This window comes from Peribacillus folii, from assembly GCF_030271255.1.
GTDB lineage: Bacteria > Bacillota > Bacilli > Bacillales > DSM-1321 > Peribacillus.
In genome coordinates this window covers 197,572-220,860 of record NZ_JASJOM010000005.1, presented here as the reverse complement: position 1 = coordinate 220,860, position 23,289 = coordinate 197,572, and the positions used below count along the sequence as shown (strand labels likewise).

Sequence of the window (23,289 nt, the reverse complement as noted above, 5' to 3'; positions counted from 1 at the left end):
GGTCACATACTTTTCCATCTACTTATGGATGGGAAGGAGGTGACTGCATGATTCATTTCTTATTGAACGTAATGATAGATATGGGGAAAGAGATAGTTGTTGCAGTAGCAACCAGTCTTATCCTGTCTATGTTCGGCAAGAAACGGAAAAAGAACCACTCATCCTCCCAAGATGGCAATGGTTCTTCTTCTGACGATTAATTTAAGTTAGTTGTGACCAACCACTCTTGCTAGTTGTCAGCCTCATGTTAGCGCATGGGGCTGTTTTTAGTTTATGATAATATAAGGATAACATACCCGGATTTTAAAGTAAATATTCAGACATTGAAGGGAATTACGCAAGCAGCATGAGAAAATGAATGCTAAAGCATTGATTAACTAACAAAAGAAAGAGCGTGCTTTGAAAAAATTGATCAAAACATGCTCTTAATATATTCGATTGAAGGGTTCTATAATTTTCCTCCATTAAAGCGAAGGTTCTTAATATAAGCTACTCGTAAAGTTCATACTGTCAGGTACCCTGAACCTATATAAAGGTGACGTTAAAAATGACTCAGGTTGATGATACCGGAACAGCGTCACTATTTTGCACAGGTGGTTTCACATCAGATGGAATACCAGATTTGTAGGTCAATCCTTTTGTGCTTGCTATGAACTCGGCTTTTGCTTTTTCAAGAATGCCACTTTGATCTAGCAGCAAATCATATGCAGATAACGCCATTACTTTCGCTGCGTAATGCATTCCCTTCATTCCGATCGATGAACCAAATGAGGCCGTAGCCTGCCAGGTATGGAACTGAATTCCGAGCGGTGCGCAGGTGGTCATGATTTGTCCGACCGGCGTGATCCAAGAGACATCGCCTACATCCGTTGATCCGCCCATGGTGATATCGAAATGCTTACGGTTGTGATAGAAACCTGTATCGAGTAACTTGTTAACATCACTTATGACTTGCTGCTTAGCCGCGGCCAGCACGGATGGATCAACCGTTTGGCACAATTCCTCAGAGAATTTCTCTTCTTCTTGGGAAAAAACCATTGATCCTGCTGCTTCCGCTTGCGTATACATCAGCTCATTTAACGTTCGATTAGGCAATGTATCGTAGCACCCAGATTTGATTTCCCAGAGTACCGACGTTTCTGTCATCATAGCTGCCCCTTGCGCCACTTTTATCAATCGTTCTTTCAATTCTTCCACCTGCCTACGGTCTGCACTGCGCAAGAAATAATAAACGCTTGCAGTATCTGGCACGATATTCGGTGCCATCCCTCCGTTTGTAATCTGATAGTGGATTCGGGAACCATCTGGCACATGCTCCCGTAAATAGTTAGCCCCTACATTCATTAACTCGACCGCGTCCAGTGCACTGCGTCCAAGATGCGGAGCCGCCCCAGCATGGGAAGTTCTTCCGGAAAAATGAAATTCGATTGCGGTCAATGCCTGAGAACGAAAATTGGCGGTCATATTGGACGTTCCCGGATGCCAAGTAAAGGCGCAGTCTAAATCATCGAAAATGCCAACCCTCGCCATGAATGTTTTTCCAGAGAGCAGTTCTTCAGCGGGACAGCCATAATATCGAATGGTACCCGGCAGCATTTCCGCATCGATTCTTTCCTTAAGCGAAATCACAGCTTCTACCCCTGCTGTTCCGAGCAAGTTGTGCCCACAACCATGTCCTGGTCCATGCTGAACTACCGGTTCATATTTTGGAGTGGCTTTTTGGGATAATCCTGGCAGGGCATCAAATTCACCAAGAATACCTATGACTGGTTTTCCTTTTCCATATTCTGCTACAAATGCAGTCGGCACATCCCCTATCCCGGAAGTAATCGTAAACCCCGCTTCTTTTAATGTCTTGATTTGCAAGGTAGATGCAAAGGTTTCCGTATACCCTACTTCAGGCTGGTCCCAAATCCGTTTGGCAATGCCTGTGAATTTGGCCTCGTTTTCATCAATCCATTTTGTAATCTTCGACTTTCCCATTCTTATCACACCTCTCGTTTGTATTGTGATTAACGGCAAAAGGTCCTTCAACCTACTGTTTTTACAGTTGCATCCGCAACCTCTTGATTTCTTTTAGCTGACGGTAAAAAACAGGCAATGACACCAGCGATTAAGCAGCATGCAGTTAAGAATAAGAACGCACTTTTGTAAGATCCCCCTGACGAAGCGATAAGAGCACCCATGATCATCGGGGAAAAAATTCCTGCAGCTTGACCTCCGAAATTTAATATACCGAATGCGGTACCCACTACCTTCTGTTCCATAACCCGATGGGGCAACGTGAAGATAAAGCTCATGACAAATGACATAAAGGTAAAAGCCATGCACTGGTATATAATCACTTGGGTAATGCTGGTGGAAAGCGTCATCAGATAAAGTGAGATCCCCATAATGAAGATTCCCGTGATGACTCCATACTTTGCATTAGATCCAATCTTATTAATGATTCGACCGCTAATGATCATGCCTGCTGCCAAGAACAAGGCGGGGATGGCACTGATTATTCCAATTGATTTAAGATTGATTCCAAGAACCTGCATCAAGTATGAAGGCATCCATGAAGAGAGACCCCAGCTTGTTATATTAATAAAAAAGAAAACTAGAAGAACCTTCCATAAGTAGGTATTTAAAAGTAGCTGCTTATACTCTTCCCGCTTAGGCTTATGTGCTTTATCCAAGGAATTGGAGTATACACCTGCTTGTCTTGTGGATAGGAGGAACCAGATTACAAAGATGATACCTAGTAGGGAGATCACCCAAAATACATGACGCCACCCTAGCCATACAAGTAGAGGAGCACAGATAATCGGTGCAAGAGCCCCGCCAAGTGCATTTGAGGACATCATTGTGGATTGGGCTTTCGTCCTTTTATCAGCCGGAAAATAATCGGATATGGCTTTAGTACTTGCTGAAGGATATCCTCCTTCCCCGATTCCGAACAGAAAACGAATGAGAAGTAGCGAAGTGAGGGACCAGGCAAGTCCAGTCAAGGCAGTAAATGCGGACCAGAACAAAACAGCTATAACGATGACCTTTCTTGATCCAAAACGGTCTGCGAGCCATCCGCCTGGAATTTGCATGATCGCATAGCCCATGAAGAAGGCACTTAATACAATCCCCAATTTTGACGCATCAAGTGATAAATCTTCTCCGATTTTTAATATGGAAAGACTTACAACAGTTCTGTCAATATACGATACAATCCAGCCGAAATAGAGAACTAATAAAATCATTTTGTTTTTTGAAGAATTGAGATTGGCCCCCATATAAAACCTCCCTTTTTAATGATTACAAGTTAAATATTAATAAAACTGGCTGACGGTTGTCATTGTCAGAATAAACAATGTATTCAGAATTCGATTGTAAATCTCTACAATGTGTAAGATAATGTATGGAGAATTGTACAATTAATAACAAAAGAGTGGGGTAAGGGGGAACGCTATGGAACAACGAGGAAGTTTAATGTGTCGATCTGATGGCACCTTAACATACCATGTTTGGATCTTGGATTCCACGGAGGATTGGGTCCACCTGTGTGGGGAGCCCCTAACCGATAATGATAAAAACACTTTTTCAAATGAAGATACATGGCCGAATTCATCATGCATGGAAAGTAATGATTATGTTACTTACTACCATGCTCAAACCGGTAACCAACTATTTTTGTTTGTAACGGAAGCTCCTGATCCAACTTCAGTTCGTGCGTGTGTTCATTCTGGTAGGACGTTAACTGAATTGGAGTCCGAGCATTTTGTGTTACAAGTCCGTTATATGCTGCTTGAACAAACAATTAAGCGGCATTGGCAAGAGAACGATGCATGGCTCGAAGGCTTGCATTCACTGACTTCCATGCTTGAGTTGAATGAACTGTTACACAACATCATGGAAAATGCATTGATTGCCATTCCAGCCGTAGACAGTGGATTTTTAATGCTTTATGACGCGGAAACACAAAAGCTTGTCCCTAAAGCAAGCATTGGAATGGGAGCTTCCATCTATGACTTCAAGACCAATTTAGGGGAAGGTGTTGGAGGGAAGGTATTCCAAGGCGGGATCGGCCGTATCTACAATAGGGAGCAAGCATTTGCAGCTATATCTAATATTCAGGCTAACAACATGAAAAGTTTAATGGTTTCGATGGAACATACTGAGGAAAATCCCAACCTAATGGTGATGGCTGTTCCTGTCAGGATGAACAAAGCTAAGCTTGGCGTGATGATTGTCCACCAGAATAATAAAAAGCAAAAGCTGACTACCGATGATTTAAGAAGGTTGCAGGGTTTTGCCGATCAGGCAGCGATTGCCATTACCAATGCGAGACTTTTCTCGGATTTAAGGGAAACAAACGATTATTTGGTTAAACGGAACCATATTCATGATGTTTTTACTAGACTCTCTTTTAAGGATTCTGATTTGATAATGGTTGCTAAAACCGTTGAACAGATGACCAACCTTCCTGTTTCTCTTTTTGATCTGACTAAAAATGAGTGGTATCCCCATTACACGCCTCTTTCAAGGAAGCTAATGGATACGGATTTTCTAAAAAAATGGGAAGAATGTGTGGAAGCATTGACAGTTACTACTAACGAAACATCCATTCATTTGTATCCGATTGTGAATGATGGAGTTCCAATCGGTTACTTTGTCGTCGAGCTTCACCGATCGCTCCTCCCCCTTGATACTGTAGTGTTGGAGCAGGGCAGTGCTTTAGTTGCATTAAAAATGGTCAATACCTATTCAATGACGGATATGTACTATAAACAATGCTATGAATTTTTTAATGAACTTCTCCAATATAGGGAGCCCAATCAGCTTGCTTCTAAATCACGGGATTTTGGTCTTTCTCCAGACATCCCACTCTTCGTTACAGTATTGCAACTTAGTGGGAAGGCACAAGTCCACAAGAAAAGGGAAACACACCAGAGAATGCTCATTGCCGCTCTGCATAAAGAGCTGGGGTCTTTAGATTACCTTCTATTCGGTTTTCATGACAAAGTGACGATCATCATGAACGCTAGTACCGAGTCCCTACAGGAAGTGTTGATCGAAAAATTGAACAAAGTGGTAACGTTATGGACAAATAAGGATGTCCCAATCCTTAGGGGAGGTATAGGCAGATCTTACACAGGTTTAGAGCATGTTGCCAGAAGCTCTGAAGAAGCGAATAAGTCGTTAGCTTATCTCTTAAGTCGCGGTACTCCTGGCGTAATCAGTTATCAAAGTATTGGCATCAACCGATTATTTCTAAATCAGCAGACCGAGGATATCGAACAGTTCATTCAAGAGGTGTTTGCACCGCTCCAATCTCCCAAGGCTAAGTCGAGTGATCTGGAATTGACACTGAAATCATACATTGCCGCTAACCGATCTATATCCGATACGGCAGAACGTCTTCATATTCACCAAAATACACTCTATCATCGAATAAGAAAAATCGAGGACGCTCTTGCAGTTGATCTAAACGATTCTAATGTTTGGCTTAAGCTGCTCCTAGCCTATCATCTAAGTGAAACGTATTAGAAGTTAAATGAGAAGATAGTAACTCCTTAATGAACCATCATTCAACACAATAAGGTGAACAAAGGTAAAAGAGTTTTAATTCCTTTATTGAAAAAGCAAAATCCCGGCAAGAAAAAGGGCTTGGCAGCGAGCAGAAAACGAAAAAAACGAATTGACTCTTTCTTGCTAATATGGTATATTAGTTCCAATTCTTAGAAAAGGTGTGGTGTTTTATGTCGGGAGTAGGTATCAACTAATTTAGTTGAATAAGGTATTTAATCACTGATGGATCAGTGATTAATGTATGCCTTTTTTCACGGTGCATTCACGCATTGTGGATACCTACCTTAAGACTGCTTCCTTTTCCATAATTCGTGTAACATGTAGGTGTTACGGCGAAAAGCATGGTGGGATTTGTCCTATCATGCTTTTTTGTTGTCTGCCAGGTTTATTTGACCTGCCTATTTTGTTATCGATTTTAGGTTCTTATCATTGATGAGGCCGATGCCCGCAGGAGCTTTCTACTCAAATGGCTTGTTCATTTGTAAAGGTAGGGAGGACTTTTGCGGGCATTTTTTTGGATTTATGGAGAATATCACACTCATTCAAGGAGGATCATGCTATGAATACGATGACATATGAAAAACTACAATATATTCAACTGAAGGACATGGTGAAAAACCATTGTGTAAGCGGCTTAGGAAAGGAATTATTGGATCGGCTGCAGCCAAGCAGCATATTGAATGTGGTCAAGAATCGTTTGAAGGAGACGACGGAAGCAAGAAACTTATTGAACGCGGAAAGCCATATTCCCTTAAAGGGCATTTCCCATATCGGCTTCCATATCGAAAAGCTGGAAAAGGGAATGATCTTGGAGCCGAGTGAGCTTGTGGCGATAGCCGACTTCTTGAGGGGCTGCCGGAATATCAAGAAATTCATGACCGATAAAGAGTTCTTTGCTCCTGCCCTGCATTCGTACGCGCATTCGATGACCGAATTCAGGAGCATGGAAGAAGAAATCCAATTCACGATAAATGGGAATGCGGTTGCTTCGGAAGCCAGCAAGGACTTGAAGCGCATTCGTAATCAAATCAGCAAAACGGAAGGAAAAATAGAGGAGCGTTTGAATAAGTTCCTCAAAAGCGGGGCCAATAAAGAGTTCATTCAGGAATCCTACATCAGCAAAAAAGATGATCGCTACACCATCCCGATCAAAGCCTCTTACAAAAACCAGGTGGCCGGAACGATCGTGGAGGTTTCGGCCAAAGGAGCCACCGTGTTCATCGAGCCAGCCAACGTGACGAAGCTGAATACAGAATTGGCCAGCTTCAAAGCAGAGGAAGCGATGGAGGAGTATCAGCTATTGGCCTCATTATCAGGCATGGTTTTCGAGCAGCTAAAGCCGATCAAGATCAATATCGAGCTGATCAGTCAATATGATATGATCTTCGCAAAAGCCAAGTTCAGTAAAAGCATGGACGGAATCGAACCGAAAATCAATGATCATGGGTATATCCGATTAGCAGGCTGCAAGCATCCGCTATTGCCCGCCGACAGTGTTCCCTTGGATTTCGAAATCGGCCAGGATTATCGCAGCTTGATCATCACGGGACCCAACGCCGGCGGGAAAACGGTCGTCCTGAAGACGATCGGCATCCTTACGCTGGCCGCGATGTCCGGACTTCATATTGCCGGAAAGGAGGGGACGGAGCTGGCCGTCTTCGATCACGTATTTGTCGACATTGGCGATAACCAAAGCCTGGAAAATGCGCTGAGTACGTTTTCGTCGCATATGAAAAACATTTCGGAAATCATGCTTGCGGCAACGAATGACTCGCTGCTGCTTTTCGATGAAATCGGCAGCGGAACGGAACCGAATGAAGGCGCGGCGTTGGCGATTGCGATACTGGAGGAATTTTATCAAAAGGGCTGCATCACCGTTGCGACGACCCATTATGGGGAAATCAAGCGCTATTCCGAAATTCACAGCGACTTCATGAATGCGGCGATGCAGTTTAACAGTGAAACATTGGAGCCGAAGTATAAGCTGCTGATTGGCCAATCCGGCGAAAGCAATGCCCTGTGGATCGCGAAAAAAATGGACCTTCGCCAGCAGGTATTGCAAAAGGCAAAGCGTTATATCGACAACAAAGACTATGACCTGCAACGTGTCAGGGAGGGGAAAATCAAAAAAGCGAAAGTCGAGTCGCCAAAGAGAGCCTTGCCCCCATTTACGGTCGGTGACAAGGTGAAGGTAAGCGGACTTGACGGAAGTGCAATTGTCTATAAAGAGAAGGATTCATACAATCATGTCGTCGTCCTTTTTGAAGAGGAATTCAAGGAGGTTCATGCCAACAGGCTGGAGCTTGAAATAAAAGCTGTCGACTTATATCCGGAAGGCTATGATCTGAACGCCCTATTTGTCAGCTACGAAGAAAGGAAGCTGGATCATGACCTAAAGCGGGGATCGAAGAAAGCATTAAGGAATGTCGCGGCGGATATGCGGAAGAAGCTAAACGAATAAACAACGTTGGGGCATGGGTTCTTTATGGATTCATGCCCTTTGATTTCGTCGTGTATATTGTTACCCGTTACGGTGTAGCGAGAAAAGACTGGGAAATCAAGTGAAAACCTAAAATAGGGATTGGGCGTAGATAGGAAAGGTATCAAACAAATATTAAATTTGTGGAAGAAGTATTAGTAAAAGGCAAATTTACTGACTATTAAATTTGATGGAAATGAACGGTGAAATAAGAAAGGTGATGCAAACAGCCTCCGAAAAGGTTGATTGTATCACCGGAATCTTTAGCTTTTTGAATGATCAAACATCTTTAAAATAAAAGCGGCACGTAGAAAAAGGACTGGAATTCCTACAATAAAATAATAAATACCTTTGGGCATGTACATTTCAAAGAAATATAAAAATAAGACCACCCAGAGAAATAGGATCATATATTTGGTTAATTTTCTCATGAATAATCAATCATCCTTTATAACAATCACTACATTTTTTTTCCTCATTTTTCTTTCTCTTGTGAGTTTGACCGATTAAGATAAATACCAAACCTATTATAAACAAGCAAATAAATAGATTGAAAGACTTTATATATCCGAGCGGAAATAATCCTGCACCAACTAATGATATTCCCCCCAGCGTATAAAATGTCAGGACCTTACTGATCATGATTCCTCCTAATAAGTACTAGCTTTGCTGACTCCACTTTACATGTTTTTTCAATTTGCTGGGTTCCTAAAATGATCCGTACAGTTTCAGAAGTGGGACGCCTTCCCTGATGATGGGCTGGTCCACCCGCAAAAACAAAATTCGACAAAGATTTCAAGGCTGTTGTAAGATGAATGAAAAAGCCAGTAATGGGGGGGGATGAGTTGGTTCATTTATTACCGTCGCTGTTTGAAAAAGTGGGGATCATCGTGATTGCTGCGTTCCTGCTTTCTTATATGAAGCCGTTTCGGCAAATGATCGGCCATGAGCATCAAATGTCAAAGAAAATCATGCTCATCGTCCTTTTTGGCACATTCGGCATCATTAGTAATTATACCGGGATCGAAATCGGAAATCATGAGATGCCCATAGGTGATTGGCATACAGAAATCGCTCCGGAAAATGCGATTGCCAACACCAGGATCATGGGTGTCGCAATCGGCGGCTTGCTTGGGGGGCCATTTGTCGGCTTGGGAGTCGGGTTGATTGCAGGGATTCATCGCTATACTCTCGGCGGTTTTACAGCAGGGGCTTGTGCCATCGCGGCGATTTTGGCTGGCATCTTGTCAGGTTTTTTAGGGGAAAGGCGGCAAAGGCATGGGCTGATCACCCCTTGGTTTGCCCTCCCGATATGCATGGCCCTGGAAGCGATCCAAATGGTCATCATCCTGGCAACGGCCAAGCCATTTGATCGGGCTTGGGAGCTTGTACAGGTAATCGGCCTCCCGATGATTTTCATCAACGGCTTTGGGACGTTATTATTCATGCTCATCATTCAATCGATTACGAGGGATGAGGCACGGACGCGGGCCGTGCAGACGAATTTGGCATTCCTGATTGCCGATCAGACGTTGCCTTATTTCCGTCAAGGCTTGAATCAAGCCTCTTGTAAAAAAATCGCCGAAATCATCCTTGGGCTGACGGAAGCCGATGCCGTGGCCATAACCAATGAACATAGCGTACTGGCTCATGTGGGCGCTGCCTCGGATCATCATGTTCCGAGGGAAGGCATCGCGACGGGCTTAACGAAAAAGGCACTCGAACAGGGCAATATCATCGTCGCGAAAACAACAAAGGATATTTATTGCTTTCATGATCAATGTCCTTTGCAAGCAGCGGTCGTGCTGCCGCTCCAGGTCCAACGGAAAACGGTCGGGACGTTGAAGATGTACTTCAAGCATCCCGATAAATTAAGCCAGGTGGAACAGGAGCTGGCTGAAGGGCTGGCGAAGCTTTTCTCCACCCAGCTGGAGCTGGCCAAAGCGGAAATGCAGACGGAGTTATTGAAAGATGCTGAAATCAAGGCCCTGCAGGCACAAGTGCACCCGCATTTTTTGTTCAATGCAATCAATACGATTTCCGTTTTATGCCGGACGGATGTGGAGAAGGCAAGAAGCCTGTTAATGGAGCTGAGTGCTTTCTTTCGCAGCAACCTGCAAGGGGCCAGGCAAATATTGGTGCCGCTAGAAAAGGAATTGGAGCATGTCCAGGCATATCTATCGCTGGAGCAGGCCCGATTCCCGGATAAATACCATATCGTTCAAAACATTGAACCAAGTCTTAAGGAGGTCCCGCTGCCTCCGTTCACACTGCAGCCGCTGGTTGAAAATGCGATACACCATGCTTTTTTGCAAATGAAACACAAAGGGGAAATCCTCATTGATGTATTTTTGGAAGAAGGGGCGATGTGCATTGCTGTGAAGGATAACGGCAAAGGGATCCCAAGCGGGAAATTGGCTGAATTGGGGAAGCGTACTGTAAAATCGCCGAAAGGTACAGGAACGGCCCTTCATAATATCAGTGAACGGCTGGAGGGCATCTATAAGGGCCAGGCCAGCCTCTCGATAGAAAGTGCAGCGAATGTTGGAACACAAGTGAAAATAACCATACCACTCAACGAAAAAGGAGCATATGACAGCGATGTTGAAAGCATTTATCGTAGAAGATGAACCCCTCGCAAGGGATGAATTGAAATACCTTCTGAAGAGAAGCAGGCAAGCTGAAGTCATCGGTGAGGCTGAAGGGATAGAAGGAGCCATCAGGGATATTCCCAGCTTAAAGCCAGATCTTGTTTTTATGGATATTGAGCTGGCTGACGGCACAGGCCTGCAATTGGCGAAACAATTGGCTGGGCTTGACCCTGCACCGACGCTCATTTTTGCCACGGCTTATGACGAATTTGCCCTACAGGCCTTTGAGTCGTATGCATTTGATTATTTATTGAAGCCCTTTGATGAAAAGCGAATACGTCAAACATTGGACAGGCTCGATAAAGTGCGCAAAGCAGGGGAGCGTGACACCAGGACAAAGCCGCCGCTTCGCAGTGTGGCGGAGCAGACAGGCAAACTGGCTGTTGAAATCGATGACCGGATCGTTTTGATCGATCGGGATTCGATATTATTCATCGGACTCATCGATGGAAAGACGATCATTAAAACGGAAGAAAATGAATATAAAATGGGCGACCCGCTCATCGTGTTTGAACGGAAGCTTGACCCACGCTCGTTTTTACGGGTGCATCGCGGGTTTATCGTCAATGTCATCCATATAGCCGAGATTCAGCCCTGGTTCAATTCGACGTATAACCTCATTATGAGCGACGGATCGAACATACCCGTGAGCCGCACCTATGTAAAAGAGCTAAAGCAGCTTATTGGTTTTTAAAATTTTCATAATTCTGCATTTTAGTATCTTTATATTGCAATCCAAGCCCCATTATCTGCATTATAGCTTGAAAACCCTTTGCATCCGCTTACATCGTGATATCATCAGTCTACGATGTAAGAAATAGAGGGGGTTTTCAAAATGAATGCGGTTTCAATCGTCATCGGCTCGATTTGTATATTAATGATCGCTTACCGTTTATACGGGACATTCATAGCACGGAAAGTACTGAAGCTGGATGATACCAAGCCAACACCGGCTCATGCCTTGGAGGATGGAAAAGATTACGTTCCAACCAATAAATGGGTGGCATTCGGCCACCACTTTGCCGCCATCGCAGCGGCAGGTCCGCTCGTCGGTCCGATCCTAGCTGCACAATTCGGTTATTTGCCAAGTTTGTTATGGCTATTGATCGGAGCTGTCATCGGCGGGGCGGTCCATGACGCCGTCGTGCTTTTCGCTTCCATGCGCAAAGATGGAAAATCGCTATCGGAAGTTGCCAAGGAAGAACTTGGCCCAGTCGCAGGCTTCTGTACAGGACTTGCCATGCTTTTCATCATCACCATTACGATGGCAGGACTTTCTATGGTCGTCCTGCATGCCTTGGAAAATAACCCATGGGGAACGTTCGCTGTCGGGATCACGATTCCCATCGCCATGGGAGTCGGGCTGTACCATAAAAAAACGGGCAATTTAAAAGGCGCGACCATTGTCGGCTTCGCCCTCATCATGGCTGGAATCTTGCTTGGTCCGAACATTCAAGGAACGGCGCTAGGTGAACTGCTGACACTTGATGCAAGCACGCTTGCCCTTATTTTGCCGATTTATGCTTTCTTCGCAGCGGCATTGCCCGTGTGGCTGCTGCTGGCACCGCGAGATTACTTAAGCACATTCATGAAAATCGGCGTCTTTGCCGCATTGATCATCGGCGTGTTCGTGGTGAATCCAGAGATCCAATTTCCAGCGTTCACCGAATTCGTCAATGGCGGCGGACCGATTGTCGCCGGCCCTGTATGGCCATTCATTTCAATCACGATCGCCTGTGGGGCGATTTCAGGATTCCATGCATTCGTCGGCTCCGGAACAACGCCTAAAATGCTGAACCGCTGGAGCGATATCAAATCCGTCGGTTTCGGAGCGATGCTGGTGGAGTGTGTCGTTGCCATCATGGCCTTGATCGCGGCAGTATCGCTGCAGCCAGGTGATTACTTTGCCATTAACTCATCGCCTGAAGTCTTCCAGACATTAGGCATGGAAAAAGTGCACCTTGATGCGCTAAGTGATGAAATCGGCATTAACCTTGAAGGACGGACAGGCGGGGCCGTAACCCTTGCTGTCGGAATGACCTATATCTTCACGGAAATTCCTTTCTTTGAAAAATTGGCTTCGTTTTTCTTCCAATTCGTCATCATGTTCGAAGCGGTGTTCATATTAACCGCAATCGACTCGGGAACACGTGTCGCCCGCTACTTGATCCAGGACTTCTTCGGCGAGTTCTATAAACCTTTGAAGAAAGTAGATTGGCTGCCCGGCAACATTTTCGCCAGCGCGTTAGCCTGCTTCATCTGGGGCTATCTGCTTTACTCCGGGGACATCGGCTCGATCTGGGCACTCTTTGGCGTATCCAACCAGCTCATGGCGTCGATCGGCCTCATCATCGGGGCGACCGTCGTCTTGAAAATCGCCGACAAGCGCTGGTATATGTGGACATGCCTCGTCCCTCTAGCATACCTGTATGTAACGGTTAATGTAGCAGGATACTGGATGGTGAAAAACGTATACTTGAACCCGGACGCCGCAGGCTTCAGCATCCTTAACGGAGTATTGTCGATCATCATGCTATGCCTTGGCTTGATCATTCTCATCACAGCCTTGAAAAAGTGGCGCGAGCTCTGGAAAATCCCGCAAGCCGAACTACTGAAACAATCAGCCTAACATTTGATTGATATAAACTCTAGTTTGATCGACAAATCCTCAGTACAAGAGTTGTATCACCTAAAATGGAGGAACCTAAAAAAGGAAAGTATCAATACCCCCAAATTTGTTAATGATAACAAATGAGGAGGTGTAATACGATGGCTAAAGATGTTCTATGTGAGGTAAACAACTGTGTACATTGGCATTCTGGAAACAAATGTAATGCTGAAGCTATTTATGTAGTGAGTCATAAAGGGAATCATGCATCAAATAGTAAAGAAACGGATTGCAAAACATTTGATCCAGGAGTTTAAAACAATGGAGGAGGGTAACCATCAACTGGTTGCCCTTCTTCTTTTTTATTATTGATAATAAAAATCATTTTCATTCACGAAAATTGAAATTCCTTTTATTTTTCTACATCTCTGCATGAATTTGACTGATAAACCTGAGTTGGAGCGATATAAATCTGAAATAGACAGCATGACGAATTTGGCGTGAAATTCAAATTCCCGGAAAAGGCCTCAAATTCGCGAGTTAAAGCCCCAAATTGGCGAGTAAAGCTCCGATCCAGTGAAAGAAAGCCCTAAACTTCGGGAATTTTACCCCAAGTCCGATAGTAACGCAATCAATCGCTCAATAAATCACGCCAAATTATGCGTCAACCCCAATTCGCGAGTAAAAGCCCCAAATTGGCGAGTAAAGTGCTCGAATTCGCGAGTAAAAGCCCCAAATTGGCGAGTAAAGTGCTCGAATTGGCGAGTAAAGCACCGATCCAGTGAAAGAAAGCCCTAAACTTCGGGAATTTTGCCCCAAATCCGATAGTAACGCAATCAATCGCTCAATAAATCACGCCAAATTATGCGTCAGCCCCAATTCGCGAGTAAAAGCCCCAAATTGGCGAGTAAAAGCCCCAAATTGGCGAGTAAAGTGCTCGAATTGGCGAGTAAAGCACCGATCCAGTGAAAGAAAGCCCTAAACTTCGGGAATTTTGCCCCAAATCCGATAGTAACGCAATCAATCGCTCAATAAATCATGCCAAATTATGCGTCAGCCCCAATTGGCGAGTAAAAGCCCCAAATTGGCGAGTAAAGTGCTCGAATTGGCGAGTAAAGCTCCGATCCAGTGAAAGAAAGCCCTAAACTTCGGGAATTTTACCCCAAATCCGATAGTGACGCAAGCAATCGCTCAATAAATCACGCCAAATTATGCGTGAACCCCAATTCGCGAGTAAAAGCTTCAAATTGGCGAGTAAAATGCTCGAATTGGCGAGTAAAAGCCCCAAATTGGCGAGTAAAGTGCTCGAATTCGCGAGTAAAAGCCTCAAATTCGCGAGTAAAGTGACCAAATTCGCGAGTAAGCTCTGATCTCGTGAGAAAAAAGCCTTAAATCTCGGATAATTTGCCCGAAAGATTGGCTGTTTTATAAAAAAGTTTCAAAAGTTTTCATTCCAGAAACTTTTTTGTTGTTGCGGGAACTGGAAGCCCTTTCCATCTTGCGTTTGCGCGACCTCATTTGGAAGCTGGATTCCCGTCCTTTCACAGAGCTCGAATTCATGCCCTTCTTCCGTTAAGCAGCGCTGCTTTATTGTGCACAAAAATGAATAGAGTATAATATTGTGCAGTCGAAGTGACAACAAACGAACTCAGAAACCGTTCATTTCTGCTGAGAAGTGAGATATGGTAGAGGCAGGGAGAGGGAATGAGCATGTTTTTAGATGAAAGAAGCGCCAATTTATTAAAGCTATTGCAGCATTCGCCGCTTTCGAAGATGAAAGAGCTTGAAGCGCAAACAGGTTTGACGAGAAGGCAAATCCAATATGCGCTTAGTAAAGCGAATGATTGGCTTGAATTTCAAGGTTATGAGCCAATTCAATATAGTCGTGATACGGGCTATTCCTTTTCTGGAACAATCAAGGACGAAGAGTTGAAGGTTAAGCTGACAAAACGTAATTATATATTTTCAGAGGCGGATAGAGAAAGAGTTTTTTATCTGATGATTTTGTTGAGTGGGGAAGAATTGTCCGTCTACCATTTCCAATCACTCACAGGTATATCACGCAATACCGTGTTGAAGGATTTAAAGCGGCTTAAGGAAAAGCACAGGAACATGGAACTGAAGATCCAGTATTCAAAACAAGATGGTTATGTGGTGAAGGGAGAAAGCCGGGGTAAGAGATATGTCATTGAGCATCTGGTGCATGATGTGCTGAACAGCCCGAATAGCGAGCCGGTCATGGAGTGCATTTGGGGGCGATACGAAAGCCGGATCAGCGCCATTCGGTCGCAGCTTGAAAAAATCGAGCGTGAATTGGGCATCACCATTACCGATGATCGTCTTCATGAGCTGACTTATTTGTTCTTATGCACCGATCAGCTCATTGGTAAAGGGGAGGCATTATCGGCAGAGCCGAGCTGGGAGCCATTTGTTACGACTGAGGAATACAAGATGGTCGAGGAAATGACCAAGACGGAAGCGTTTCACTCGACATGGAGTGAAACGGAAAACCTTTATGCAACCTTACATGTCTTGAGTGTGAATCGCACGAAGGACATCTCGCCGCTAAAGGATGATGAAATCATACAGCGGTTATTGGAGGGAATCGTGGAAGAATTCGAAAGGCTCGCTTTTGTCCACCTCCAGGATAAAGAGCAGTTATGCCAGCAATTGTATGTTCATTTCAAACCGGCCTACCACCGCCTCAGATACGGGTTGCCGCAAATGAATCCGATGACGGGACGTGTCCAGAAGGTTTATCCTGAACTGCATCATTTGACGAAAAAGTCGATGTGGCTCCTGGAGAAGGAGCTGGACTGTCCAGTGTCGGAGGAGGAAGTGGCTTACTTCACGATCTATTTTGGCGGCTGGCTGCGCAGACAAGGAACGACGTTGGATGATCGAAAAAGAGCAATTGTCGTTTGCCCGAACGGAATCGGAATCAGCAATATCCTCATTTATACATTGAGGGAGCTGTTTCCCGACATTTTGTTCCTGGATGTCCTGTCGGTTCGAGCTGCGTCCGATTACACACTCTCGTACGATCTTATCTTTTCAACCGTGCATATGCGGACAGACGCGACATTATTCGTCGTCCCGCCGATCCTGGAATTGCAGGATAAGCATACATTGCGCCAGCAGGTTATGCAGCAATTGTACGGATATACGACGGATCGTGTGGATGTTGCCGCGTTATTAAAGATCATTTCCAAGTATGCTACGATCCATGAACATGATCAGCTTGAAAAAGCACTGCAGTCGAGGGTGTATGAACATACGCCAAAAGTAACCCAATTTTCTTTAAAGGAGGCAGAGAAGCCTGTGTTGGAAGAACTGCTCAATATGCAAACGATTCAAATACAGCCGCACGTTTCTGATTGGAAGGAGGGCATTCGAGTAGCGGCCAAGCCCCTCGTGGACTTAGGAACCGTCGAAACACGATATGTGGATGCCATGATCGAGGCGATCGAAACGAATGGCCCTTATGTAGTCATCACTCCCGGGGTGGCGATCCCCCATGCACGGCCGGAGCAGGGCGTCCGGTCCTTATCGATGAGCTTATTGAAGCTGGATGAAGCCGTGGACTTTGCGTCGGATAAACCGGTGCGCTTGATCATCATTTTGGCTGCGGTGGATAACGATTCGCATTTGCGTGCATTGATCCAGCTGACTCAATTATTGAATGATCCAGCCAATATAGAAGAAATGCTGCGAACTTCTGACAAAGAGGTTCTTATGGAGTACGTTCATACATATTCAAAGGAGGAAGCGGAATGAAAAAAATCATGGTAGTATGCGGGAATGGATTGGGCAGCAGCTTCATCATGGAAATGAATGTGAAGAAGGCATTGACGGAAATGGGAAAAACGGCGGAGGTCGATCATACGGATCTGGCATCGGCAAAAACGGTTCAGGCGGATATTTACCTGGGAGCGGCGGATATCGTCGGGCAGCTCGATGATGGATCGCGTACGATCGTCACGCTTGAAAATATGATGAGCATTCCTGAAATCAAATCTAAATTGGAAGTCCACTTCGGATAAAAGGAGAGATTGATATGAAAAAAATCATGGTAGTATGCGGGAATGGATTGGGCAGCAGCTTCATCATGGAAATGAATGTGAAGAAGGCCTTGACGGAAATGGAAAAAACGGCGGAGGTCGATCATACGGATCTGGCATCGGCAAAAACGGTTCAGGCGGATATTTTCCTCGGGGCCGCGGATATCGTCGGGCAGCTCGATGATGGGTCGCGGACAATCGTCACATTGGAGAACATGATGAGCATTCCTGAAATTACATCGAAATTAACTTCACATCTATAAGCAGAAAAGATAAAGATAAGGGGGAGAGGCAATGCTGGAGCTTATCATGAATGACATCTTGGGTACACCATCGATACTGGTCGGGCTGTTTGCGCTGGTCGGCCTGCTGTTACAACGGAAAGCGGCGGCAGATGTTGTATCTGGAACGCTAAAAACCGTTATGGGCTTCATCATCATTGGAGCGGGAGCGGCAGTACTCATTGGCGCCCTGGATATATTCAGTAAAATGTTCGATCATGCCTTCAATGTTCAAGGCGTCATCCCGAATAATGAAGCCATTGTCGCAGCGGCACAAAGTGAATTTGGGACTTCCACTGCCTTGATCATGGTTTTTGGAATGGTGGTCAATATTTTATTGGCTCGATTCACGCCATTTAAATATATATTCCTGACAGGACATCATACCTTATTCATGGCTTGTTTACTTGCGGTCACCCTGTCTGTCGGAGGGCTTGACGGCGTTGCGCTCATCTTGGTCGGTTCCATTTTGCTGGGAGCATGCATGGTGCTGTTTCCTGCGCTCCTTCAGCCATACGTACGGAAGATCACCGGAAGCGATGATTTCGCCATCGGCCACTTCGGGACGGTCGGATATTTCGTTTCTGCAACCGTCGGAAAATGGTTTGGCAATAAGGAAAAGACGACAGAGCAAATCAAGGTGCCAAAATCGCTGGGATTCTTGAGGGACACATCGGTCGCTGTTTCCCTAACGATGACGCTGTTCTTCGTGATCGTCGCCCTGTTTGCCGGCCAGGATTATATCGAAACGAAATTATCCGGCGGTTCGAACTTCATCGTATTTTCCTTTATCCAGGCAATCACATTTGCTGCCGGCGTTTACATCATTCTTGCGGGGGTACGGATGCTGATCGCCGAAATCGTCCCCGCCTTCAAGGGGATCGCGGATAAAGTCGCGCCAAACACGAAACCCGCGCTGGATTGCCCGACGATCTTTCCATTCGCACCAAACGCCGTGATCATTGGGTTCTTATTCAGCTTTATAGCTGGACTATTGTCGATGTTCCTTCTGCCAGTTATCGGATTGAAGGTCATCGTTCCAGGACTCGTTCCCCATTTCTTCACTGGGGCGGCAGCGGGTGTATTCGGAAATGCGACAGGCGGCAGACGAGGGGCGATGCTCGGATCGTTTGCCAACGGCCTCATCATTAGCTTCCTGCCGGCCATACTCCTCGTCTTCTTGGGGGATGTAGGATTCGAAGGGACGACATTCGGTGATTCGGATTTCGGTGTTGTCGGTCTCCTGATCCTAAGTGTCATGAAGCTTTTAGGATTATCCTGACATGTTATACTGTTACATGAAGAAAAATAAATGAACGAAACCAGCAGCCTATGATCGATTCGAGAGTGGGCTGTTGGCATTTTCATTCCATGCTGAGGTGATGTACATGACGATTGAAGCCATTGTGCTGGACTTGGACGGCACGACATTGAACGAAGTCAATACAGTGAACGAAACCCTGATCCAGTACATAAGCGAACTAAGGGAAAGCGGTAAACTTGTTTTCATTGCAACGGGAAGGACGCTGGAAGAAGTGAAGGACGTTGTGCCGCCGCATATGCTCGTCGATGCCATGGTGACCGCGAATGGCATGTCCGCATTCATCGGAGGGAAACAGATCGTTGAACACGCCCTGCCTCCAGAACTTGTGGAGCGGTTGGTCGCAAAAGCGGGAGCGGAAAAGATGTATTATGAGGTACATCCGAATGACGGTGCACGGATGACGTTAAAAAAAGACAAAGGCTACATGGTCGAACAAGGTATGAGACAAAAGCCGGCTGCAGTCGAAGAAAATGAATGGCTTTCAAGGCAGGATGCGATGGAAGGAAAAATAAGATGGGTGCAACAAATCGATCCTGTCAGCATCGCCAAAATCTACTTCTTCAGCAATGAAATCCCTATCATGGAGAAATGGATTGCTGAGCTGGAACTGATCAAGGAGGAGCATGCCTTCACCACTGCATCCTCAACCCATCATAATGTGGAAGTGACCGTGGAGGGCGTATCGAAAGCAACAGGCGTTCAAATCTTGCTGAAACACTTCGGGGTGGACCCGAAAAATATCCTCGCTGTGGGCGATGGAGAAAATGACCTTCCGCTATTTACATTCGCCGGACGCTGCGTCGCCATGAAGAACGCGACGGATCTCGTCAAGGAACAGGCAGATGAAGTGACGGAGTATTCATATAGGGAGGATGGGCTCCATCGCTTTTTGAAGAAAAAATTCCAATGATGTGCAGGAAGGAAAGGGCTCGTTTAGCGGGGGCCCTTTTTTTTATTGGTCAATCCGTAAGAAAAATTTGCAATATTATGATATATTATAAGGGATGGAAATCCATTACCGTTTATTTGGAATCTTCCCATTGTTTTAGTTTTCTAGGATAACAAATCCTATGCGTAGAAAGGATTAAATAAGTATGAAGAGATTGACGACGGAAGATGTGGCAAGAATTGCCGGTGTATCACAATCAACGGTTTCAAGGGTGCTGAATGATTATCCGTACATCAAGAAGCATACCCGTGAAAAGGTCCTTGCTGTCATCGAGGAACTGGGGTTCACAAGGGACGAAATTGCCCGGAGCCTTGTTGAAAAAAGGACGAAGTCCATTGGGCTGATATTGGGGAGTATTTCCAACCCATTCTTTGCCGAAACGGCCGAGGTCATCATCGAGAGGGCCCAGGAATTGAAATACGATGTCATCGTATACAATACCGGGCACAAAGATGAGAATCTGGAGCAGGCGATCAATTTGCTGATCGGCAAGCGAGTGGACGGAATCATCCTTACCAGCGTAAGTAAAAACTATACTGAAAAAATCAAGAAATTACATAATAATGGATTTCCAGTATTATTATATAATAGCTCCCTGGATATTGAAGATGTGAACTTCATCGTCCTGGACAATAATAAAGGCGCGAGGCTCGCGGTCCAGCACCTGCTGGAATTGGGACATGAAAAAATCGCGAAAATATCCGGGCCTTCCAAGTACTTAGCGACCTATGAGCGAACGATGGGCTATAAACAGGAGCTGAAGGACAATGGATTTGAAATCGATGAGGATTTGATTTTCAATAGTAATTTTTCCTATGATGAGATTTATTCATTTACGAAGAAAGTGTTGATGAAAAAGGACAGGCCAACCGCAATCATAGCCGCATCCGATCAAATGGCCCTCGCCGTATTGGGGGCAGCCTCCAGCCTTGATTTGAAAATACCGGATGATTTGTCCGTTGTCGGGTTTGATGATATAAGGCTCGCCTCCAATGAATTCATCGGGCTGACCACCATCTCGCAAAAAATGGATCAAATGTCGCTGGCGGCTTTGGAAAAACTGATTTATTTGATTGAACATAAGAAAGAAGCAGTTGAATCGGTCCAAATTTTCCTGGAGCCTGAATTGATGGTCCGCCGTACAACAGGGCCAGCCCCGAAACAAGCTGGAGTGTAATGACCGGTTTTGGGGCGGGCCTCCATCATTTAAAAAATAATAATTTTACTATTTACAAAAGTCAGAAAGTTGTATATATTTTTATTTGTAATCAAAAAAACATGACATCCCATTTTTGAATACGTATTCAAAAGCAATCGCTTTATTCCGGAATTCGCAAAATACGCCTCCATGAGGTGAAGATGGGTGATAGATTGGAAATCAATCAATTATTTAATTTACATGGTAAAGTAGCGGTCATTACAGGTGCAAGCAAGGGAATCGGCAAAGACTTGGCAAAAACCCTGGCGCATGCGGGAGCACATATCGCTCTAATTGCCCGCAATAAAGAGCAGCTCGAACAAGCTGCACATGAAATTGAACGAATCGGTGTGAAGGTGTTACCCGTTCCTTTTGATTTAACGGAGGTCGAGGACACCGCACAGGTAATGGAAGGAATATACAGGCATTTCGGCAAGATGGACATTTTAATAAACAATGCCGGCATCAACGTGGCAAAGCCAGCAGAAGAGCTGATACCCGAAGATTGGGATAAGGTGCTGGACATCAATTTAAAAAGTGTGTTCTTCACGAGCCAGGCAGCAGGAAAGTATATGATCGACCAGAAAAAAGGGAAAATCATCAATATGTCCTCGCAAATGGCATTTGTCGGCTATTACAAGCGGGCAGCTTATTCCTCCAGCAAGGGAGGGATCACCCAGCTTACGAAAGCGCTGGCAATAGAGTGGGCGCCGCATCAAATCAATGTCAATGCCATAGCGCCAACCTTCATAGAGACACCGATGACCAAGCAGATGTTTGAGGATGAAGCCTTCAAACGCGAAGTATTGGGCAGGATCCCTCTAGGCAGGCTTGCCAAAACGGAAGACCTTTTCGGCGGCGTGCTTTACCTGGCATCGCAAAGCTCCGATATGATGACAGGCCAAACCTTGGTGATTGATGGAGGTTGGACGGTCTGGTGAGTTTTTTGAATACGTATTCAAAGGAGGATGAGACATGTCAGTTAATCAAAATGGACATCATAGTATCCGCGATTTTCGAATGCCTGCCGTTTTCCGGTTCGGTGCCGGGGCATTTGCGACGTTAGTGAAAGAAATTGAAACGTTAGGGGCCAAGAAGGTGGCGATCGTTAGTGACAAAGGGCTTGAAAGGGTGGGAGTCGTCCAACGTGTGGTCGATCTTATCGAACCGCTATCCGTGCCAAGCGTCACATATACGAACATTGCCGGCGAGCCAACGTTTCAGCTATTGCAGGATGCCGTAGAAACGCTTCAAGCCGAAAATTGCGACTTGATCATCGGGATTGGCGGGGGCAGTGCGCTGGATGTGGCCAAAGCAACAGCGGCATTATGCGGAAAAGTCAATTTGGCCCCATATTTAAGTGGCGAGGAAACGATCGAATCGCGAACGGTGAGATGCATCCTTCTGCCGACAACCTCAGGAACAGGTTCGGAAGTGACGATGAATGCCATTTTTGGCGATGAAGAGCAACAGGTCAAAAGAGGGATCGTCAGTCCGGTATTCCTTCCGGATGCAGCCATCATCGATCCGGAGCTGACCATTTCCTGCCCGCCACGGGTAACCGCGGCATCAGGGGTGGATGCATTCACACATGCGATTGAATCGTATATCGCCATCAAAGCGACGCCGCTCACCAAGGTTTATTCGGAAAGGGCCATGAAGCTATTCAACTCGAACATCGCAAAAGCTGTTCACAATGGAAGGGACTTGGAGGCACGGATTGGGATGAGCTGGGTAAGCTCGCTTGCCGGTGTGGCCCTTGCCAACGCGGGGGTTGGGGCGGTTCATGCACTCGCCTATCCGTTAGGCGGTACATTCCATATTGAGCATGGAGTCTCGAACGCCCTCCTAATGCCTTATGTGTTCGAAGTGATCGGCAAGACATGCACAAGGGAAATGGTGGAGGTCGCGTCCTTTTTACAGCTGGGCGATTTCAAGACACAACCAAATCAAGCATTAAAGGCAGTGGTCGATTATATGCATCAGCTTCTGGACGACCTTGATCTGCCGCATACGTTAGCGGAGCTTGGCATAGAAGAGGATTCATTGCCGTTGATGGCAAAGCAGGCAGCAAAAATCGATCGCCTGCTATCGAACACCCCTTATCATTTGAATGAACAAAAGATTCTCGGAATCTATCAAAGCGCGTTTAAAGGACGGGAGGCAAAGTAAG

At 45.5% G+C, this 23,289-nt stretch carries 19 protein-coding genes; 17 read left to right on the top strand and 2 right to left on the bottom strand.

Features of this window, described 5'->3' with window-relative positions; genetic code table 11:
• Window positions 1-47 precede the first annotated feature (47 nt).
• Window positions 48-200, top strand: coding sequence for a hypothetical protein (locus QNI08_RS10320; protein ID WP_285767337.1), 153 nt, complete (start codon window positions 48-50; stop codon window positions 198-200).
• A gap of 352 nt (window positions 201-552) precedes the next feature.
• Here QNI08_RS10320 and QNI08_RS10315 read toward each other — a convergent pair whose 3' ends face one another.
• Entirely contained in the window at window positions 553-1,983 is a 1,431-nt protein-coding gene (locus QNI08_RS10315; protein ID WP_285767336.1) for an amidohydrolase, read from the bottom strand.
• 47 nt (window positions 1,984-2,030) lie between these two features.
• Window positions 2,031-3,269: an MFS transporter gene (locus QNI08_RS10310; RefSeq protein WP_285767335.1), complete on the bottom strand. Its 1,239-nt coding sequence runs from the start codon at window positions 3,267-3,269 to the stop codon at window positions 2,031-2,033.
• A 175-nt stretch (window positions 3,270-3,444) separates the two neighbouring features.
• Here QNI08_RS10310 and QNI08_RS10305 point away from each other — a divergent pair, with 175 nt between their 5' ends.
• The 16 genes from QNI08_RS10305 (at window position 3,445) to QNI08_RS10230 (ending at window position 23,288) form a co-directional block, all read left to right on the top strand.
• Window positions 3,445-5,523, top strand: coding sequence for a helix-turn-helix domain-containing protein (locus tag QNI08_RS10305; RefSeq protein ID WP_285767334.1), 2,079 nt, complete (start codon window positions 3,445-3,447; stop codon window positions 5,521-5,523).
• A gap of 601 nt (window positions 5,524-6,124) precedes the next feature.
• Window positions 6,125-8,026 carry an endonuclease MutS2 gene (locus QNI08_RS10300; protein ID WP_285767333.1) on the top strand — a complete coding sequence of 634 codons (1,902 nt, stop codon included), beginning with the start codon at window positions 6,125-6,127 and terminating at the stop codon, window positions 8,024-8,026.
• Window positions 8,027-8,889: 863 nt separating this feature from the next.
• A complete protein-coding gene (locus tag QNI08_RS10295; protein ID WP_285767332.1) occupies window positions 8,890-10,674 on the top strand; it encodes a sensor histidine kinase in 1,785 nt (594 codons plus the stop codon).
• Window positions 10,646-11,389: a LytR/AlgR family response regulator transcription factor gene (locus QNI08_RS10290; RefSeq protein ID WP_285767331.1), complete on the top strand. Its 744-nt coding sequence runs from the start codon at window positions 10,646-10,648 to the stop codon at window positions 11,387-11,389. Before QNI08_RS10295 ends, QNI08_RS10290 begins: the two co-directional genes overlap by 29 nt.
• Before the next feature lie 141 nt (window positions 11,390-11,530).
• Window positions 11,531-13,324, top strand: coding sequence for a carbon starvation protein CstA (gene cstA, locus QNI08_RS10285; RefSeq protein WP_285767330.1), 1,794 nt, complete (start codon window positions 11,531-11,533; stop codon window positions 13,322-13,324).
• A gap of 140 nt (window positions 13,325-13,464) precedes the next feature.
• Window positions 13,465-13,620 carry a DUF1540 domain-containing protein gene (locus QNI08_RS10280; RefSeq protein ID WP_064505156.1) on the top strand — a complete coding sequence of 52 codons (156 nt, stop codon included), beginning with the start codon at window positions 13,465-13,467 and terminating at the stop codon, window positions 13,618-13,620.
• A gap of 342 nt (window positions 13,621-13,962) precedes the next feature.
• On the top strand, window positions 13,963-14,088 hold the full coding sequence (locus tag QNI08_RS10275; RefSeq protein WP_285767329.1) for a hypothetical protein: 126 nt from the start codon (window positions 13,963-13,965) through the stop codon (window positions 14,086-14,088).
• 426 nt (window positions 14,089-14,514) lie between these two features.
• The gene (locus tag QNI08_RS10270) at window positions 14,515-14,673 is read left to right on the top strand and encodes a hypothetical protein (RefSeq protein WP_285767328.1); all 159 of its coding nucleotides are present in this window, start codon (window positions 14,515-14,517) and stop codon (window positions 14,671-14,673) included.
• A 334-nt stretch (window positions 14,674-15,007) separates the two neighbouring features.
• Window positions 15,008-17,080 carry a BglG family transcription antiterminator gene (locus QNI08_RS10265; protein WP_285767327.1) on the top strand — a complete coding sequence of 691 codons (2,073 nt, stop codon included), beginning with the start codon at window positions 15,008-15,010 and terminating at the stop codon, window positions 17,078-17,080.
• Entirely contained in the window at window positions 17,077-17,346 is a 270-nt protein-coding gene (locus tag QNI08_RS10260) for a PTS sugar transporter subunit IIB (RefSeq protein ID WP_285767326.1), read from the top strand. Before QNI08_RS10265 ends, QNI08_RS10260 begins: the two co-directional genes overlap by 4 nt.
• A 14-nt stretch (window positions 17,347-17,360) precedes the next feature.
• The gene (locus tag QNI08_RS10255; RefSeq protein WP_285767325.1) at window positions 17,361-17,627 is read left to right on the top strand and encodes a PTS sugar transporter subunit IIB; all 267 of its coding nucleotides are present in this window, start codon (window positions 17,361-17,363) and stop codon (window positions 17,625-17,627) included.
• A gap of 31 nt (window positions 17,628-17,658) precedes the next feature.
• On the top strand, window positions 17,659-18,927 hold the full coding sequence (locus tag QNI08_RS10250) for a PTS ascorbate transporter subunit IIC (RefSeq protein ID WP_285767324.1): 1,269 nt from the start codon (window positions 17,659-17,661) through the stop codon (window positions 18,925-18,927).
• A 106-nt stretch (window positions 18,928-19,033) separates the two neighbouring features.
• The gene (locus QNI08_RS10245) at window positions 19,034-19,879 is read left to right on the top strand and encodes an HAD family hydrolase (RefSeq protein WP_285767323.1); all 846 of its coding nucleotides are present in this window, start codon (window positions 19,034-19,036) and stop codon (window positions 19,877-19,879) included.
• Between the two features lie 184 nt (window positions 19,880-20,063).
• Window positions 20,064-21,095 (top strand): LacI family DNA-binding transcriptional regulator, encoded by a 1,032-nt coding sequence (locus tag QNI08_RS10240; protein WP_285767322.1) that lies wholly within the window; start codon window positions 20,064-20,066, stop codon window positions 21,093-21,095.
• Window positions 21,096-21,277: 182 nt separating this feature from the next.
• On the top strand, window positions 21,278-22,057 hold the full coding sequence (locus QNI08_RS10235) for an SDR family NAD(P)-dependent oxidoreductase (protein ID WP_285767321.1): 780 nt from the start codon (window positions 21,278-21,280) through the stop codon (window positions 22,055-22,057).
• 34 nt (window positions 22,058-22,091) lie between these two features.
• The gene (locus QNI08_RS10230) at window positions 22,092-23,288 is read left to right on the top strand and encodes an iron-containing alcohol dehydrogenase (RefSeq protein ID WP_285767320.1); all 1,197 of its coding nucleotides are present in this window, start codon (window positions 22,092-22,094) and stop codon (window positions 23,286-23,288) included.
• Window position 23,289: the final 1 nt, after the last annotated feature.